Source organism: Spirosoma rhododendri (assembly GCF_012849055.1).
GTDB classification, from domain to species: Bacteria; Bacteroidota; Bacteroidia; order Cytophagales; family Spirosomataceae; genus Spirosoma; species Spirosoma rhododendri.
The window spans coordinates 596,758-611,977 of the sequence record NZ_CP051677.1; the positions used below are offsets into that span (position 1 = coordinate 596,758).

Below are 15,220 nucleotides of genomic sequence, written 5' to 3' on the forward strand. Positions count from 1 at the left end.
ACTTTCGGGCCGGTTAACTACAACCCCGACTTGAAAAACCGCAGGGCTTTTTCGCCCGATTCGCTGATCTGATCGAGCCGGGCGCGGTTGGCTTCCCGACGACTACGGCTGTGGTCAAGGTCGTTGGCGATGGTGCGGAGCAGGCGGTTGTACTCGCTTTCGAGCAGACATAATTCGTCGTAGAGCCGCTCCAGACTTTCGTAGGAATACACGTGATGTTCGTCGTATTCGACCGGGTTTTTGGCGTGCATCACCCGGTTACGCAACCCGACGAGGTCTTTGATCTGGTCGAATCGCATCAGCGGTCCCGATGCATCGGAGTTGGCAAAGTAAAGCAGATCGCTGAACTCGAATGTCTGGAACGGGTCGAGCAGCCGGCGTTCGTTTTGTCGACGGGGCTGCGTGGCATCGCGGAGTTTGTCTCGGTAGAACGCACGTAGTCCATCCGCATTAGCGTGTTGCGATTGGTACTCGAAAAAATGAAGCATGTCGGCGTCCGACCGACCACGCAGAATGAAGAACCGGCGCAGGTCGCGCTCGAACAGGATGATGTCGTCCTGCACGATTTGCAGCACACTGTTGTGGTTGAAGTCGGAGACGTGCGCCACGCCCACCAGCACCCGCCCTTCGTAGACGAACAGCACGTTGGGGTCAGTCTGCGCGAAACGCTCTTTTACGGTGTCGGTAAACAACCGGTCGTGACGCTGTGCCCGGTGGTGGTCAGCCATCGGCCGGGGTTCGCCAAACTGGTTGGTTTCTTCGTCAAACGGGTAGTACGTTTCCCCGTCCAGACCGGGCAGGGCGTTGATGTTCAGTCGCTGGCAGATAAATGCACAAGCGTCGGGCGCGTCGGCATCGTAATAGAGTACGTGCCGCTCCATGATATGAGCAAAGGTGAGCTGGTGGAATTGCATGCACGGGTAACTCGCTGAGTAAGCCAGCGGTTACTTACCGCGTTAAAAACTGGACGACGGCATTGGCAAATTCGGGCGTACGCATGGCCCCGCCGTGGTCGCCGGGGACGACGATGAGTTTGCTGCCGGGAATCATGTCGACCAGTTTTTGCGGGTCGCCGTTATCGCGGTCCTGATCGCCGTTGACGATGAGCACCGGAATCTTTACCTTCTTTAGTTTGGTCGGGCTGGCAGCTGGCTGAAACTCCTGCAACCGCGCCATCACGATCGTATCGGCTCCGGCGCGTTTGGCATTTTCGACGGCGGGGCGTAGGTCGGGATGCGTGCCGGGTTTGGCGAACGCTTCCTGAAAATTACGGCGTCGCTCCCAGTTCGGATCGGTGAAATCAGCCCCGACACCGCCCAGCACAACCCGGCGGATGGGGGCTTTCAGCGTGAGCAGTTCGGCTGCCAGAATAGCCCCGCGCGAATAGCCGACGACATCGTAATTCGTCAGACCCAGGTGTTTCATCAGTGCCAGTACGTCGCGGAGTTCGGCGTCGTCTTTATACGCTTCGGCCGCGTGGGGGCGGTCAGACAGGCCATTACCGCGCAGATCGAGCGTCACGACTTTGAAACCGGCATCGGCCAGTGCCTGCCGAACGGCTGCCCGCTTCCAGCTGGTACTGTTCGAAATGAAGCCATGCAACAACACGACGGGACGGCCCCGACCGATGGTGTCATAGTGAATTTTGGTACCGTCGAACGAGGTGAACAAGGGTTCGCGAGACGACGATTCCGACACCGCCTGCGCCCACAAACTACCGGGCAACAGACTTATCAACAACAGCAACGCTTTCATGTGGAAAAGTGGCTAACTAATCAATTGGTAAGCCTAACCTTTCCGTATTCTACCGGGTTTAGTAGCGTACAACTAAACCGCGAAAGCTGATGAACCCGATCCTGACACAAACCGCCCCCGACGGCAACGGCGACGACCTCGACAACGAACCCGATAACGACACCGGCCTGGTCGATGAACCGGCCGACGAAGACGGTGACCCCACTGGCGAGCATGACCACCAGCAAGACGACAATTATGCCCTGGGTGGTCACGTCACGCGATCAAGTGAGTAGCCATAACAATTTCCTGCTGAACACTAAACAACTAATCGTATGAATCCCAACGACAACACCAGCTACAACCCCGCCGACGACGATAATCAGGGCGTGGCGCAACTCATGGCACAGGGTGCCGATGCCGAACCCGGCGTTTCGCAGGTCGAGCGCATGAATCCCGTCGTGGACTCGACCGTAACCAATTCGGGGCCGGAACCCGTCAAGGAAGAAGTCAACGACGACGCGGAGGAAGATGGTGATTCGAGCATAAATACCGACGAACTGACCGAGGAAGACGTAGAAACTAACTCGCTGACCGTGAATGGCGTCCTTTGATGAGCCGTCGGCCAGTCAGTTGTCGCGGCTGGTGCTGCGGCTTGGGCTGGGCGTCAATATGCTGATGCATGGGCTGGTGCGTATTCCCAAACTAGGCGAGTTTGTGGCTAAAACCAGCGCGGGCTTTTCACAAACGGTATTGCCCTCGGCTCTGACGACCAGCTTTCTGTACGCACTCCCATTTGCTGAGCTGGCTTGTGGCCTGCTGATTCTACTGGGTGGTCAGCTCAGCAAATGGGGATACGCGCTGGGTGGGCTTATCATCGCGATCCTGCTGTTTGGCACCACGTTGAAAGAAGACTGGACCGGAGCGGGCAACCAAACCATCTACGTAATCGCCTTTGCCTACGCGCTCCGCACCCTCGACAGTAACCGACGTCAATAGCAACGACGCTATTACAGACCAGCGAATCGGTCCATCAGTTCGTGCCACCATTGCCAGTTACCCGCGTAGTTCATTTTCAGATGTAGCAGCCCAAACAGCAATAGTGCCAGTGGGTAGGGTTGCCAGATCCGGCCGTGGTTGCGCTTGTCGTCCGCGATCAGAACAAACAGAATAAGCTCGATAACTACGAAACTGCCATTTAGCGATTTGCCAAAGCTGTCGAACCAGGGAATGAAGAAGAGCAGGCGAGTGATGGCGGGCGGCAGCACGACCAATATAGTACACGCCATGTAGCGGGCGTGCAGCGGTAAACGACGGCCATACCGAAGGCTCAATCCCAAAAACAGCGGGAACAAGAAAAGCGATGTGGCATCGATGAACGACAACTGATACACAATCCCCGGCGGGTAGGTAGCCTGCCCCTGAATCATCATCTGCATCATCTTTGCGCCACCCAGCAGAATACCTGGCACCAGAATGATAGCGCCCGCCCAGCCTAATCGACGGTGAAGCTGTAGTTGCCTCCGCCTGTACAAAATCGGCTGGATGATAAGCAGGACCGTCCACGTGCCAACGAACGCGCCGTGCAGATGATGATAGATATCGTTTTCCCGTAGGTGGGCAAAATACGACCGCGAAAAACTAACCCAGGTCACGACCACGGCCAGCGCAAAGTACCAGGGCGCGTTTGGGTACAGCTCAACCTGGCGGTTAGCGGTCGGCGAAAGCATTGCCTGTTCCATCTGATTATTGGGCTATAAACTAATCAGTTATCCTGTGGCCCTTCACCAACCGGCTTATCCACGTAAAGCATCGCAAACCGAATCGGGATAACCTGATTTGGGAGTAAGTCGCCGTCGAAAATGATCTGTGCACGTACTGGCTTTTCGGTTTGCAGCACGTTGTAGTAGACCGGAAATTCGTTGTAGGGCAGGTATACCCGCACGGCTACGTTACCGTCGGTCAGGCGTTGCACGTCGCCCACGATGGCGGGACCATTGTCGCGAAAGAGCAGGTTGATCTGATTGACTTTCTGATCGTTTGGCTTGGGCGTCAGTAGTAGTCGACGACTCCGGGCGATGGGTTGCCCAGCCGGTGTTTCGTTGATGAGCCGCAGCCCATACATGGTAATTTCAGCGCGTAGATCGGTCATGTGAGTCGGTATGGGTAGTAAGAGGTTTTGTTTCGTTAGGCCACAGCGGGCAAATCCTGTTCTTTCCCCAGCGCAATCATAGCCCCGGCCACGGTCTGGTACAACGCGCCCCACGCCAGCTGCACATCAGGTGTCCAACGGTCGCCCAGCCCATCGCGCAGCGTCTGAATCAGGGCCAGCCCAACCGTGTTAAACTGGTCGGGTTGTACGCCGTAGCGAGCGTGTCGGCGGGCCAGCCCGGTCAGTTCGCGGGTGATGACATCGGCGTTTTCCAACTGCCCGATCAGCAGATTCAGCATCGCCATCAGTTTGTGCGCCTGCGGCTGTATATCATCGGGAAACAGCCGACGCAGGGCGGGGTCGATGGCAAACAGGTTCGCGTAAAATACCTGACCGGCAGCATCGGCATTAGGCGCTACGCAGGCCCACGAATCGCGGATGAGACTGAGTTGTACGGTGTTCATGGTTTGTTTGGGATAGCTAGTACTCGTTCAATTTAGCACCCAGGCGAATACCCATATCGCTGAAGACACAGACGCTTTATCGAATGGTATACCTGACTGATGCACAGTCACCTATGCGGACACAGACACAGAAAACTCTTTTATGATTTATGTTGGAAAAACGCGTACATTGGTCATCGTCGACGCGTTTTCGTGAGCGGGTGTCAGCGTAGCCGGGTTAGTTTCATGGCATACGTATCGCGGTGCAACTGCCCCTGAAGCGTCATGGCTTTGGCGGTCCGATTGGCCACGGTAGCCTGCATGGTATCGTACGACTGACCCTCTTTTCGTTCGAAGAAGATCTTCAGTTTGTTCGTTGTACTGTCGAATTCGTACTCGCCCCGCCAGCTTTCAGTGGGCTTGTATCGGTACGGGTTAGGGCTAAAGGCAACGCCCTGCCAGCCCGCGAAATAAACCCGGTTCCAGGCCGTCGTATCGGTCTGCCAGCTGTTCATCGGAACCGCCTGCCCGTTTCGCATGAGCGATTCCACCTTCCAGGTACCGGCCAGTACCTTCTCGTTTGGGTGCGCTTTCAGCAACACCTGCATCGTGGCAAATGCCAGAATGATAGGCAACACGCGAGCGCCATTTTTCAGCCATTGTCCCCGTCCTGAGGCAATGGGTGGCAACCGTTCGATCAGGTCCCAGAACGCCCGTTTGAGCTTGTCGACATCCAGAAAAAGGAACAGCAGCAAACCCAGCGTAAACATCACGGAATTGAAAAAAGCGCCGACCGCGATGTTATAAAACACGTTGATAAAAACGATATTGACCATAACGGGCAGCAAAATCATCACGCCCAGCAAGGTTGTCCGGCGAAAGAGCAGCAGGCACGAACCGCCGATCTGAAACAGCGCAATAATCACGGCCAGCGTGTAGGAATAGCCATAGTAATACCACGTCAGCTGAAAGCCATTCAGGTCGCTCAAGGCCATATCGAGCCGGTAGTTGGGCGTGCTGAACTGGCTTTTCAGAATTTTGGCAAAGCCATACGTACTGATTTCAAACGCCAGCCAGTAGCGGATGATAGCCTGCAACCAGGCATGGCGTAACCCACTGTCCACAATGAGTCCCGCCCGTTCGCGTCGATGCCACACGATGCTGTAACCGACGCCACTCAGTAGCGCCAGCCCGCCCAGAACGGGCAGGATGTACTGCGCGTATTGACCATATTTCACCCAAAACGACGTGGGCATCATTTCAAGCGGCATTGCTAGCACCGACAAAATACCGACGGCCGCCAGTACGCATTCGCAGAATTTGAGAAACCAACTGGTTTGGTGTGGATAGGAACGCACGTGTGTCATGTTTGGGTGTTTATAGCAGGTATGGTTAGAAATCGTAGCCCGGACCAGCGCCGATTTGGAAATCAATGTTGAGGTAATCGTTTGTGAACAACGGCAGCACAAGTAGCGCAACGCCCCCACCATGCCTCATCGACTACAGGTTAGCAGCGACACACCGAAAGTGCCAATCAGAATTAGCCACAACAGCCAGAATCGGCGCAGTGCCCGTCGACGCTGCGGCAAAGGCCGTTCGCGAAGCGGTACAAAGGGGCTCTCTAAGGCCCGGCCCAGAAAGTAACCGCCCCCAGCCAGAAAGCCAAGCCCCAGCGACAACGTCAATGCTGCCAGCGCGCCATAGCCCGAACAGGCCATCGTACAGGCCAGCGCGATCGAGAAATACCATGTCGCGAAGCCCAGCAAAAACAGTAGAAAGAACCCGATCCGTTTGCCTACATATTGATTACGCTTTTCCGATTTCTGAGCCGCCTTCGCGTACACCACTGGTGGGCGAATGGTTGTGTCGGCGGGGTTAATCAGCGTATCCGACCGCACCACAACCCGCCGACTCCCCCAGGCCGTCCCGGAAGGTGCCGCCGTTTGTACAGAATAGCTCCAGTACGCGCCCAGCACTATCCACAGCAGCCAGTTACTGCCGAATGCCACTGCCAGCCGCCACCGTTGGGCAGCGTATGTGTGGCCCACGATCCGCGCTGCGGCTGGGCTGCGCACCCCAATTGCCAGCCCAGCAGCGAGTACACCCAGCAACAAGAGGGTCGCGCCTGGTAGGTTATTCAGTGCATTGGCCCCCAGCAGCACACCGCCAAATCCATTCGTCAGTTCGCACCCGATCAGCAGTGTAATAGCCAGCCGAGTGTGTTGGTTAGCCCAGCGGGAAACCGCTTTCGTCATAGTCCCCATTAGCGCAGCACCCGACTGACGATGTCGGCAAACGTCGCCGTTTGATTCTGTCTATCGGCTGTCGAGACGTCGGTACGCAGGTTTAACCGCGTGTAGACGTGCAGCTTCGAGTCGATCAACTGCACCTCCGTCGGCTGGCCCGCTGCCGTTTTCGTACCGTTATAAATCAGCACGGCACTGACCGGATCGGCAGCCGGGTCCTGCTTCGATTTGTATACCTTCAGCGTCGTACCCGTCGGCAGGGTAACGCCTTTCTCCAGCTCTTTGCGTACGATATTGAGCAGAGTCTCCAGTTGCTGCAACGTTTCCTGCGGCCGGAAATGATAGTATACTTTGTCTTCCGTGGCAGGCTGATCGGTGTCGATGTACCCCAGCATCGGCCCCAGCACCCCAATCAACGACAGCGATTTTGCCGACGGTATGACTATGGGATCAACCAGCAACAGGTTGCGTGGGACCGTCCGGTTCGCGAAGTAGCCCGACGACACCAGTTCCAGCAGCAGTGGCCCACTCGTCGATGACGTTAGCAGACTGATGTTTGTGTAGCCCGCCTTTAGCAGTGCTTCGTACTCGATCGTGATAGCCGCCTGCCAGTCGCGCCAGGTCGACTGCTTGAAATCGGCGTAGCTGCGTCCATGGCCGCCCAGCAATACCTGCGACAGATACACATCGGAGCGATTGCCCAGATACGCGCGAAACTCGTCCCATTCGAAGGTCGTAGCCGAGTAGCCGTGGCAGGCAATGATCACCGGCCGATTGGCCTGCGCAGCGTTTGGGTTGGGTATCGCTTTCGAGATCAGGTACTGCTCCGGCTTGTAGAGCGACGGGTCGAACAGTTTACCGCTGTCGAGCATAGCGTCAGTGATCGCCGGTTCTTTCGAGCAGCTTATCCCCAACAGCGCAACCAACAGTAGTGTAAAAAAAGATTTCATGTCAGCGGGCCGATGAGCGGTGAAATACATTCCAGGTCAGGCTGGTCTGCACGAAAACGGGGTAGAGCGTACCGGGGCCGGTAACGCCATCGCCCGTCAGCAGGTTGTATCCAACCGACGCGTTGAGTTTGAGCGGAAAGCGGGGGCAAACGCATAGTCCCAGTTCAGGCGACGCCAGCAACGAGGTTTGCGGCAAATCGCGGAACAGCTCACTGCCGTAGTCGGCGCGGAAGTACCCAGCGTTGAGTCGTATCAGTGGTTGAACAAGCCAGTTGGGCCGGAACAGATACGTTGCCGATGCCAGGTAATTATCCTGTTTGATAGCGTTGGAGTTCAGGGCCGTACCCAGCCGCGACGTCACGTACGTCAGGCCCACGTACAGCCGCTGATTGGCAAGTTTTGAGTGGGCGAACTGCGCCGTAATTCCGTTTTCGGTGTAGAGTCCAATCGACTTCTGGGCGCGTATTCCAACGTCAAGCACGGCCCCTGTCGGCCGGTCCTGCGCAGACAGGGTAGTGAACCCGCTTAGTACCATGACAGTCAGCACCAGATTACGGTACAGACTGCCACGGCAAAACGGGGTGTGGATAGAAAAACGCATATGTAAAAGAGGAAGACTCTATCGGATTGGTCGAAAAAATGAACAACCAGCAAACATGCCTTGAGCCAACGGTAATTTCGACAGAAGCACACGACTGATTGTCAACCAAATACCTGCCGCAACCTACGCACAATTGCACTCAGTATCAACCGGATAAATATATGATCTGTCGTCTGTGGAGCTACCGCTTAACGGCTCCCGTTGCAACGGTCTTGACGGAAGCGGGGTCGTTAGAGCAGTATCAATCCTTTTTGACAATGTCATTTACTCAACGTGTAAGCCTTCTCTTCTTTGTTCTGCTTGGTGCTGCCGCCTGTGACCCCGACGTCGCCCCTACCCTACCACTGACGGGCGTTCTCTACGAATCAAACTTCTCGGCGGGCACCGACGGCTGGAAAGCCGATTTCGCCGACTACAGCACGGCCAATGGCGACATGCAACTCCGCTCCGACTGGACGGTATTGCCCAAACCACTCGATTCTACCCGCCGGTCGATCATGCTGTCGGGTATGAACCGCAGCGATGACCTCTTTATGTACCTGACCCGTTCGCTCACCGGTCTGCAACCCAACCACGACTATAAGCTGGTATTCGGCATTGAACTGGCGTCGCCCTACGCGACCAACTCGTTCGGTATCGGCGGATCACCCGGTAGCAGCGTTTACGTGAAGGCGGGTGCATCGGCCACCGAACCGAAACGGCAGCTCATCAATGACTTTTACGAAATCAACGTCGATAAAGGGAATCAGGCCCAGGGTGGCAAAGACGTACTTGTGCTGGGCAACATCGGCGCGGGCGAAGACGTCGAACAGTACACGCTCATCAACCGCAACAACGCCGACGCCCCTCTCACCGTCCGCAGCGACAGCAACGGCCAACTCTGGCTGATCGTCGGCACCGATTCCGGCCACGAAGGACTAACGACGCTGTACTACAGCCGCATCAGAGTCACGGCCTTATAATGCAAACAACACGCTATCAAAAGGGGGCTGCACCGTGCAGCCCCCTTTTGATTTATTCAGGACACGAACCTAGTTCTGTCACTTTTTCCTGATCGAGTAACCAGCAATTGCCATACACGTCCGCATAGCGAATTCGGATGTGAAAGGAGGAGTCATTCAACATAGTGTTGACCTGATTTATGACCGAATCATCTTTCGTAACGAACAGTATATCAATATCATCACCTGATTTAAACACCGATCCTTTCGATATAGTACCAAATCCCTTGCCACCCGCCGTATCCTTACCGATTACATCATAGAACAAGGGGCGGATGTTTTTGTAATTCTTTCCCCGGTATGTAATCTCAAAATCACGAATTATAGCTGGACCCACGCCCTTATTTTCTAATCCGTAGTGTAATTCACTGTCAAAGTTAAAAGTTACTAGCTAGTATTTGCAAATACGGCCATACCGATGCGTGCTGCTGTTCGCGGGCTATTCTGGTTTGAACAATAGAAACGATCAGCGCAGCAAGGCTTAAAAACGTCGCTGAAATGCCCAACAGTAACTCGATATTGATACGACGACGGGGCGGAGCAGGCATGGTGCGAGAAGGGCTGTTGAAGCCCGTAATAACGGAAAGTTTCCGATATTTGTCCACTATGGCCGGAACGTACCCAACCGGCTGGTTGTTAAATTTGTATCGCTACGGATATAAACCCGTACGCTTAACCGACCGACGATGAGTAAGGACGCTGACATCTTAGAAAGCATCACTAACGCCGAATACAAATACGGATTCGAGACCCTGATCGAGGCCGACGAAGCCCCGGTCGGTCTGGATGAAGATATCATACGCTTTATTTCTGCCAAGAAAAACGAACCGGAGTGGCTGCTCGAAAAGCGGTTGCAGGCGTTTGCGCTCTGGCAGACCATGACCGAACCGAAGTGGCCCAACCTACAATACCCCAAGGTTGACTACCAGGCGATTAAGTATTATTCGGCTCCCAAGCAGAAGAAAACGGTGGGCTCGCTCGACGAGATCGATCCCGAACTGCTCGACACATTCAACAAACTAGGCATTTCCCTCAGCGAACAGAAGCGGCTGGCGGGCGTAGTCGATGAGACTATCGGCGACAAGTCGATGGGTGAACGGCCACAGGTCGCGGTCGATGCCGTTATGGACTCGGTTTCGGTTGCCACGACGTTCAAGAAAGATCTGGCCGAGCGGGGCATTATCTTCTGCTCGATGAGCGAAGCCGTACACGAGCACCCCGAACTGGTGAAGAGCTACCTCGGCTCGGTAATTCCGGCGAAAGACAATTACTACGCAGCCCTCAACGCGGCCGTTTTCACCGACGGTTCGTTCTGCTACATTCCGAAAGGCGTGCGCTGTCCGATGGAACTATCGACGTACTTCCGCATCAACGCGGCCGGTACCGGTCAGTTTGAGCGGACGCTGATTATCGCCGACGAAGGTTCGTACGTCAGCTATCTGGAAGGCTGTACGGCCCCCATGCGCGACGAGAATCAGCTACACGCGGCCGTTGTCGAACTGTTCGCCCACGCCGACGCCGAGATCAAATACTCGACGGTGCAGAACTGGTACCCCGGCGACAAAGAAGGCAAAGGTGGTATTTACAACTTCGTGACCAAGCGCGGTATCTGCGACGGTCCGAACGCCAAAATTTCGTGGACGCAGGTTGAAACCGGCTCGGCGATCACCTGGAAATACCCTTCGGTTATTCTGAAGGGCGACAACTCCATCGGTGAGTTTTATTCGGTAGCCGTTACCAACAATATGCAGCAGGCCGATACGGGTACCAAGATGGTCCACATCGGCAAGAACACGAAGAGCCGGATCGTATCGAAAGGTATTTCGGCGGGTAAGAGCCAAAACTCGTACCGTGGTCTGGTACAGGTGCTGAAGCGCGCCGAAAACGCCCGGAACTACTCGCAGTGCGATTCGCTGCTGCTGGGCGATAAGTGCGGAGCGCACACGTTCCCGTATCTGGAAGTCAGCAACCCATCGGCAACGGTGGAGCACGAAGCCACGACCTCGAAAATCGGTGAAGACCAGCTGTTCTACTGCAATCAGCGGGGTATCCCAACCGAGCAGGCCGTTGCTCTGATTATCAACGGATACGCTAAGGAAGTACTGAACCAACTGCCGATGGAATTCGCCGTTGAAGCCCAGAAGCTGCTGGCGATCAGTCTCGAAGGCAGCGTCGGGTAAGCAACACACCGACTACACATAGCAAAAGCTCCTGCGGAAACGTGGGAGCTTTTTTTGTTAGTGATAGCTCCAATCGAAACCCCACTATTTCAGTAGATTTTCGTAACAACCGCGTCGGTTTTGGGCTTATCCAGACAAACCAACGACAACGTTATGAACATACAGATTCCTCCGCAGCACCAGGACGTGCAGCCGGGTATCGAAGCGGAACTGACCCCACAACCGGAAGTCATCAAAGACAACTACGTCGGGTCGGAGAAGCTCAAAGGGAAAATTGCGCTGATCACCGGGGGCGACAGCGGTATCGGTCGGGCTGTTGCCGTACACTTTGCCCGCGAAGGGGCCAACGTCACCATTGCCTACACCGAGCGCGAGGAAGAAGACGCGCAGCGAACCAAAGAACTGGTCGAAGCCGAAGGGCAGCATTGCCTGCTGTTGGCGGGTAATCTGCGCCAGCCGACCTTCTGCGAAAAAATCGTTGCTGATACCGTCAGCCGGTTTGGTACGCTGAATATTCTGGTCAACAACGCCAGTGTGCAATACCAGAATAAAAACCTCGAAGACATTTCTGACGAGGAGTTGATCGAAACCTTCGAGACAAACATTTACGCCATGTTCCGAGTAGCGCGGGCGGCAGTCCCCCACTTCCACGAAGGCGACTGCATCATCAACACCACATCCGTGACGGCCTATCAGGGACGGGCCGACCTACTCGACTATTCGTCGACGAAAGGGGCGATCATGACGTTTACCCGCGCGCTGTCGAGCAATCTGGCGTCGAAGAAAATTCGGGTCAACGGTGTCGCACCCGGCCCAATCTGGACTCCGCTCAACCCGGCGTCGGTCAGTGCCGAAGAAGTCGCCGAATTTGGTCAGGATGTGCCGATGAAGCGACCCGGTCAGCCCAGCGAAGTAGCGCCGATTTACGTCTACCTGGCCTCGGAAGACGCGACCTACGTAACCGGACAAATGATTCACCCCAACGGCGGCACTATCGTCAACGCCTAACCCTCAACGATCATGGAAGAAATGGAAATTGATATCCCGGCGCAGCATCAGGACGGTCAGCCGGGTCTTGAATCTGAAATGACGCCCCAGCCCATCTACATCCGCGACAACTACCGGGGTGCGGGTAAACTGGCGGGTAAGAAAGCGCTGATTACGGGTGGCGACAGTGGTATTGGCCGGGCGGTAGCCATACATTTTGCCCGCGAAGGAGCAGACGTCGCTATTTTCTACCATCCTCGTGAGGAAGAAGACGCCCAGAAAACGAAGGAACTGATCGAAGCTGAAGGACAGCAAGCACTGCTGTTTCCCGGCAACCTGCGCGATACGGACTACATTAAATCAGCCGTTGATCAGGTGGCTGCCGAGTTCGGGGCCATCAACGTACTGGTGAATAACGCGGCTAACCATGTCCCGCAGGAAGACTTCACCGACATCACCGATGAGCAATTGATCGACACCTTCGAGATCAACATCATCGGTATTTTCCGGGTGACGAAAGCCGCCCTGCCCCACATGAAAGCGGGCGACAACATCATCAATACCACATCGGTAACGTCGTATCGGGGTAGCGAAACGCTGGTTGATTATTCGTCTACCAAAGGAGCGGTTACGGCGTTCACCCGGTCGCTGTCGCAGAATCTGGTGGAGAAAGGTATTCGGGTCAACGGCGTGGCACCGGGCCCGATTTATACCCCCCTGATTGCGTCGTCGCTGACGCCCGAAAAGGTTGCCAAGTTCGGGCACGACACCCCGATGGAACGCCCCGGTCAACCTGCCGAACTGGCCCCGGCCTACGTCCTGCTGGCATCCGACAGCGGTTCGTACATCACCGGTCAGGTCATCCACGTAAACGGCGGCTCGGTGGTCAATTCATGAGGTTTAAGGTTTGTGGTTCAAGGTTTAAAGTTTTCAGAAGTCAACATTAAACCTTGAACTACAAACCTTAAACTAGTTTACCCGCCCGGCAGAAGACAGGGAAGCAGACGGTCTGTTCGCCGTCGCCCCACAGTGACTGAATGCGCTCGCCGAAAGCCGTGACGGGGTCTTCTTCGTTCTCGAATATGTATTGCCGCACTGCCGACCATGTTCGCAGGTAGTTCAGAAACCGTTCTAGCGTCCAGTTGTGGTTAACCATAAACGTAGCGGTACGAACGTCGGCAAACGGAAACGCCAGATCGGCGTAGCGATTGTCGATATGGCTGCGCTGGGGATCCCAGTACGGGCCGATGCGGTTGCGATAAAAATCGAGCATAGGCGGGTTGAGTTCGTCACTTAGCTCGACAAGGCCGTAGCCCCATTCGGCCAGCACAGCACCCGGTTTTGCAACCCGCAGAACCTCCCGGTGAAACGCAGGCACGTCGAACCAGTGAATCGCCTGCCCAACCGTGACCAGGTCGAACGTATGATCGGCAAATGGTGTCTGTTCCGCCCGACTGATCTGGTAATGGATGTTAGGCCGCTGTACCGCCATTACGAGCTGCGTTTCGCTGATGTCAGTCGCTTCAACCTGCGCAAACCAGTCAGCCAGCGCGTTGGCCACCTGTCCGTTTCCCGTGGCGCAATCCCAGGCGATTTGGCGGTCGGGCATGTCGCCCAGGATAAACGTATACAACTCATCGGGGTAGTCGATGCGGTACTGCGCGTACAGGCCAGCGTGGCCGGAAAAGCGATCAATTGGTTTCATAAAAGAATATTGCCAAGGCAGGAATATGGTGGATAAACCTGTTTAGAGGGATAAACGGCTTCGATGGATGGCGATTCCAGCGGGGCAAATTATAGCTTCCTGTTCATGCCGCGACTTCATTTATCACTTTTTTTAACAAAGAATTAAACGTTTGCCAGAAACTTTTGTCCAACAATCGTTTTACTTGTAAAATGGCGTGACGGCATTGGCTTATAGGGCGGAACCGTCTATTTTTGTGGGGGTTGGTTCGCCACAACCAGCCATTACTCTTACTTTTCGTTTACCCGATTCACATGAAAAAACTGCTCGGACTTCTTTTTGCCTCCGCAGCGCTGGCAACGGCTTCTGTCGACGCTAACGCCCAAGCCCCTGCTGGCGACATTCCAGCCGACATGAACGCGCTGATGACTAAGTACACCTGTATTGCCTGTCACCGGCCAAACCAACGTCTGGTTGGTCCAGCCTACGCCGACGTTGCGAAGAAGAACTATTCGAACGAAGAAATCGTCAACCTGATCTATAATCCAGTTCCTGCTCACTGGCCGGGTTACCCCCGATGGCTGCGATGAAGCAGGTACCGAAGGAAGACGCCATGAAACTGGCCGTCTGGATCAACTCGCTGGACGGTGACGCCAAAAAATCGTCGACCAAGAAAACGACCACGACCAAGAAGACCACGAAAAAAGCGTAGTCAATCAGTCTCTTTGTTAACACCGAAGCCTTTCCGCAGGGAAAGGCTTCGGTGTTTTATAGCACGATATAGTACATCTATCTATTATATTCACTTAATGACACCGGAAAAGCGACTCGACCAGATTGAACCTGTGATAGCAGACACTGCTCAGAAAGTAGACCGTCTGGTTGAAACAACGGGCCGTATCGCGGTCGAAGTATCAAAAATACCCGCTCAAGAGCGCTCCATTGCGCTCACAGCGAAAGGATTGGCTGATCTGACACAAATTACTGCCAGACGATTCGACAATGTTGATCAGCGATTTGACGGCATTGACCAACGTCTTGATGCTATGGACCAACGGTTTGACGGCATTGATCAGCGGTTCGAGGGCGTAAATCAGCAGTTAGATCAGCTTCAACAGGATACCGGCGACCTCAAACAAGGACAAAGCAGTCTTGAGCAGGGGCAGCAGCAGATTATCCAGCAGTTAAGCCAGCTTCAGCAAGTTATTATCCAGATGATGGGCAACCGGCCTTCCTGATTGA

20 protein-coding genes are annotated in these 15,220 nt (G+C 54.9%); 10 read left to right on the forward strand and 10 right to left on the reverse strand.

What is annotated here, in order from left to right:
• Positions 1-17: 17 nt before the first annotated feature.
• Together HH216_RS02235 and HH216_RS02240 are read right to left on the reverse strand one after the other, a co-directional pair.
• Positions 18-914, reverse strand: a complete 897-nt coding sequence (locus tag HH216_RS02235) for a hypothetical protein (protein WP_169549311.1) — start codon at positions 912-914, stop codon at positions 18-20.
• A 34-nt stretch (positions 915-948) separates the two neighbouring features.
• The gene (locus tag HH216_RS02240; protein ID WP_169549312.1) at positions 949-1,755 is read right to left on the reverse strand and encodes an alpha/beta fold hydrolase; all 807 of its coding nucleotides are present in this window, start codon (positions 1,753-1,755) and stop codon (positions 949-951) included.
• Positions 1,756-1,844: 89 nt separating this feature from the next.
• On the opposite strand from HH216_RS02240, the gene HH216_RS02245 reads away from it, so the two are divergent.
• The 3 genes from HH216_RS02245 to HH216_RS02255 are packed head-to-tail and all read left to right on the forward strand — an operon-like array spanning position 1,845 to position 2,733.
• On the forward strand, positions 1,845-2,030 hold the full coding sequence (locus tag HH216_RS02245; protein ID WP_169548912.1) for a hypothetical protein: 186 nt from the start codon (positions 1,845-1,847) through the stop codon (positions 2,028-2,030).
• A 39-nt stretch (positions 2,031-2,069) separates the two neighbouring features.
• A complete protein-coding gene (locus HH216_RS02250; protein WP_169549313.1) occupies positions 2,070-2,348 on the forward strand; it encodes a hypothetical protein in 279 nt (92 codons plus the stop codon).
• On the forward strand, positions 2,335-2,733 hold the full coding sequence (locus HH216_RS02255) for a DoxX family membrane protein (protein WP_169549314.1): 399 nt from the start codon (positions 2,335-2,337) through the stop codon (positions 2,731-2,733). Before HH216_RS02250 ends, HH216_RS02255 begins: the two co-directional genes overlap by 14 nt.
• An 11-nt stretch (positions 2,734-2,744) precedes the next feature.
• Here HH216_RS02255 and HH216_RS02260 read toward each other — a convergent pair whose 3' ends face one another.
• The 7 genes from HH216_RS02260 to HH216_RS02290 all read right to left on the reverse strand — a co-directional run bounded on the left by HH216_RS02260 (position 2,745) and on the right by HH216_RS02290 (position 8,126).
• Complete coding sequence (locus tag HH216_RS02260; protein ID WP_169549315.1) at positions 2,745-3,476, reverse strand: hypothetical protein; 732 nt, start codon at positions 3,474-3,476, stop codon at positions 2,745-2,747.
• A gap of 23 nt (positions 3,477-3,499) precedes the next feature.
• Positions 3,500-3,886, reverse strand: a complete 387-nt coding sequence (locus HH216_RS02265; RefSeq protein WP_169549316.1) for a hypothetical protein — start codon at positions 3,884-3,886, stop codon at positions 3,500-3,502.
• A 35-nt stretch (positions 3,887-3,921) separates the two neighbouring features.
• Entirely contained in the window at positions 3,922-4,350 is a 429-nt protein-coding gene (locus HH216_RS02270; protein WP_169549317.1) for a globin family protein, read from the reverse strand.
• A 203-nt stretch (positions 4,351-4,553) separates the two neighbouring features.
• The gene (locus tag HH216_RS02275) at positions 4,554-5,687 is read right to left on the reverse strand and encodes a hypothetical protein (protein ID WP_254448653.1); all 1,134 of its coding nucleotides are present in this window, start codon (positions 5,685-5,687) and stop codon (positions 4,554-4,556) included.
• Between the two features lie 135 nt (positions 5,688-5,822).
• Positions 5,823-6,584: a hypothetical protein gene (locus HH216_RS02280; protein WP_169549319.1), complete on the reverse strand. Its 762-nt coding sequence runs from the start codon at positions 6,582-6,584 to the stop codon at positions 5,823-5,825.
• An 8-nt stretch (positions 6,585-6,592) separates the two neighbouring features.
• Positions 6,593-7,525: an alpha/beta hydrolase gene (locus tag HH216_RS02285; protein ID WP_169549320.1), complete on the reverse strand. Its 933-nt coding sequence runs from the start codon at positions 7,523-7,525 to the stop codon at positions 6,593-6,595.
• 1 nt (position 7,526) lies between these two features.
• The gene (locus tag HH216_RS02290; RefSeq protein WP_254448654.1) at positions 7,527-8,126 is read right to left on the reverse strand and encodes a hypothetical protein; all 600 of its coding nucleotides are present in this window, start codon (positions 8,124-8,126) and stop codon (positions 7,527-7,529) included.
• A 257-nt stretch (positions 8,127-8,383) separates the two neighbouring features.
• On the opposite strand from HH216_RS02290, the gene HH216_RS02295 reads away from it, so the two are divergent.
• The 4 genes from HH216_RS02295 (at position 8,384) to HH216_RS02310 (ending at position 13,191) form a co-directional block, all read left to right on the forward strand.
• Complete coding sequence (locus tag HH216_RS02295) at positions 8,384-9,088, forward strand: hypothetical protein (protein ID WP_169549321.1); 705 nt, start codon at positions 8,384-8,386, stop codon at positions 9,086-9,088.
• Between the two features lie 725 nt (positions 9,089-9,813).
• A complete protein-coding gene (gene sufB, locus HH216_RS02300) occupies positions 9,814-11,307 on the forward strand; it encodes a Fe-S cluster assembly protein SufB (protein ID WP_169549322.1) in 1,494 nt (497 codons plus the stop codon).
• A gap of 153 nt (positions 11,308-11,460) precedes the next feature.
• A complete protein-coding gene (locus tag HH216_RS02305; protein WP_169549323.1) occupies positions 11,461-12,315 on the forward strand; it encodes an SDR family oxidoreductase in 855 nt (284 codons plus the stop codon).
• 12 nt (positions 12,316-12,327) lie between these two features.
• Positions 12,328-13,191, forward strand: coding sequence for an SDR family oxidoreductase (locus tag HH216_RS02310; protein ID WP_169549324.1), 864 nt, complete (start codon positions 12,328-12,330; stop codon positions 13,189-13,191).
• A gap of 67 nt (positions 13,192-13,258) precedes the next feature.
• On the opposite strand, the gene HH216_RS02315 is transcribed toward HH216_RS02310, so the two are convergent.
• Positions 13,259-13,999, reverse strand: coding sequence for a class I SAM-dependent methyltransferase (locus tag HH216_RS02315; RefSeq protein ID WP_169549325.1), 741 nt, complete (start codon positions 13,997-13,999; stop codon positions 13,259-13,261).
• Positions 14,000-14,292: 293 nt separating this feature from the next.
• On the opposite strand from HH216_RS02315, the gene HH216_RS02320 reads away from it, so the two are divergent.
• From HH216_RS02320 to HH216_RS25480, 3 genes are all read left to right on the forward strand, one after another.
• Positions 14,293-14,568 carry a c-type cytochrome gene (locus HH216_RS02320; RefSeq protein WP_408641759.1) on the forward strand — a complete coding sequence of 92 codons (276 nt, stop codon included), beginning with the start codon at positions 14,293-14,295 and terminating at the stop codon, positions 14,566-14,568.
• Positions 14,556-14,690, forward strand: a complete 135-nt coding sequence (locus HH216_RS26850) for a hypothetical protein (RefSeq protein ID WP_408641760.1) — start codon at positions 14,556-14,558, stop codon at positions 14,688-14,690. Before HH216_RS02320 ends, HH216_RS26850 begins: the two co-directional genes overlap by 13 nt.
• A 97-nt stretch (positions 14,691-14,787) precedes the next feature.
• Positions 14,788-15,216: a hypothetical protein gene (locus HH216_RS25480; protein WP_174842694.1), complete on the forward strand. Its 429-nt coding sequence runs from the start codon at positions 14,788-14,790 to the stop codon at positions 15,214-15,216.
• The last annotated feature ends 4 nt before the right edge of the window (positions 15,217-15,220 follow it).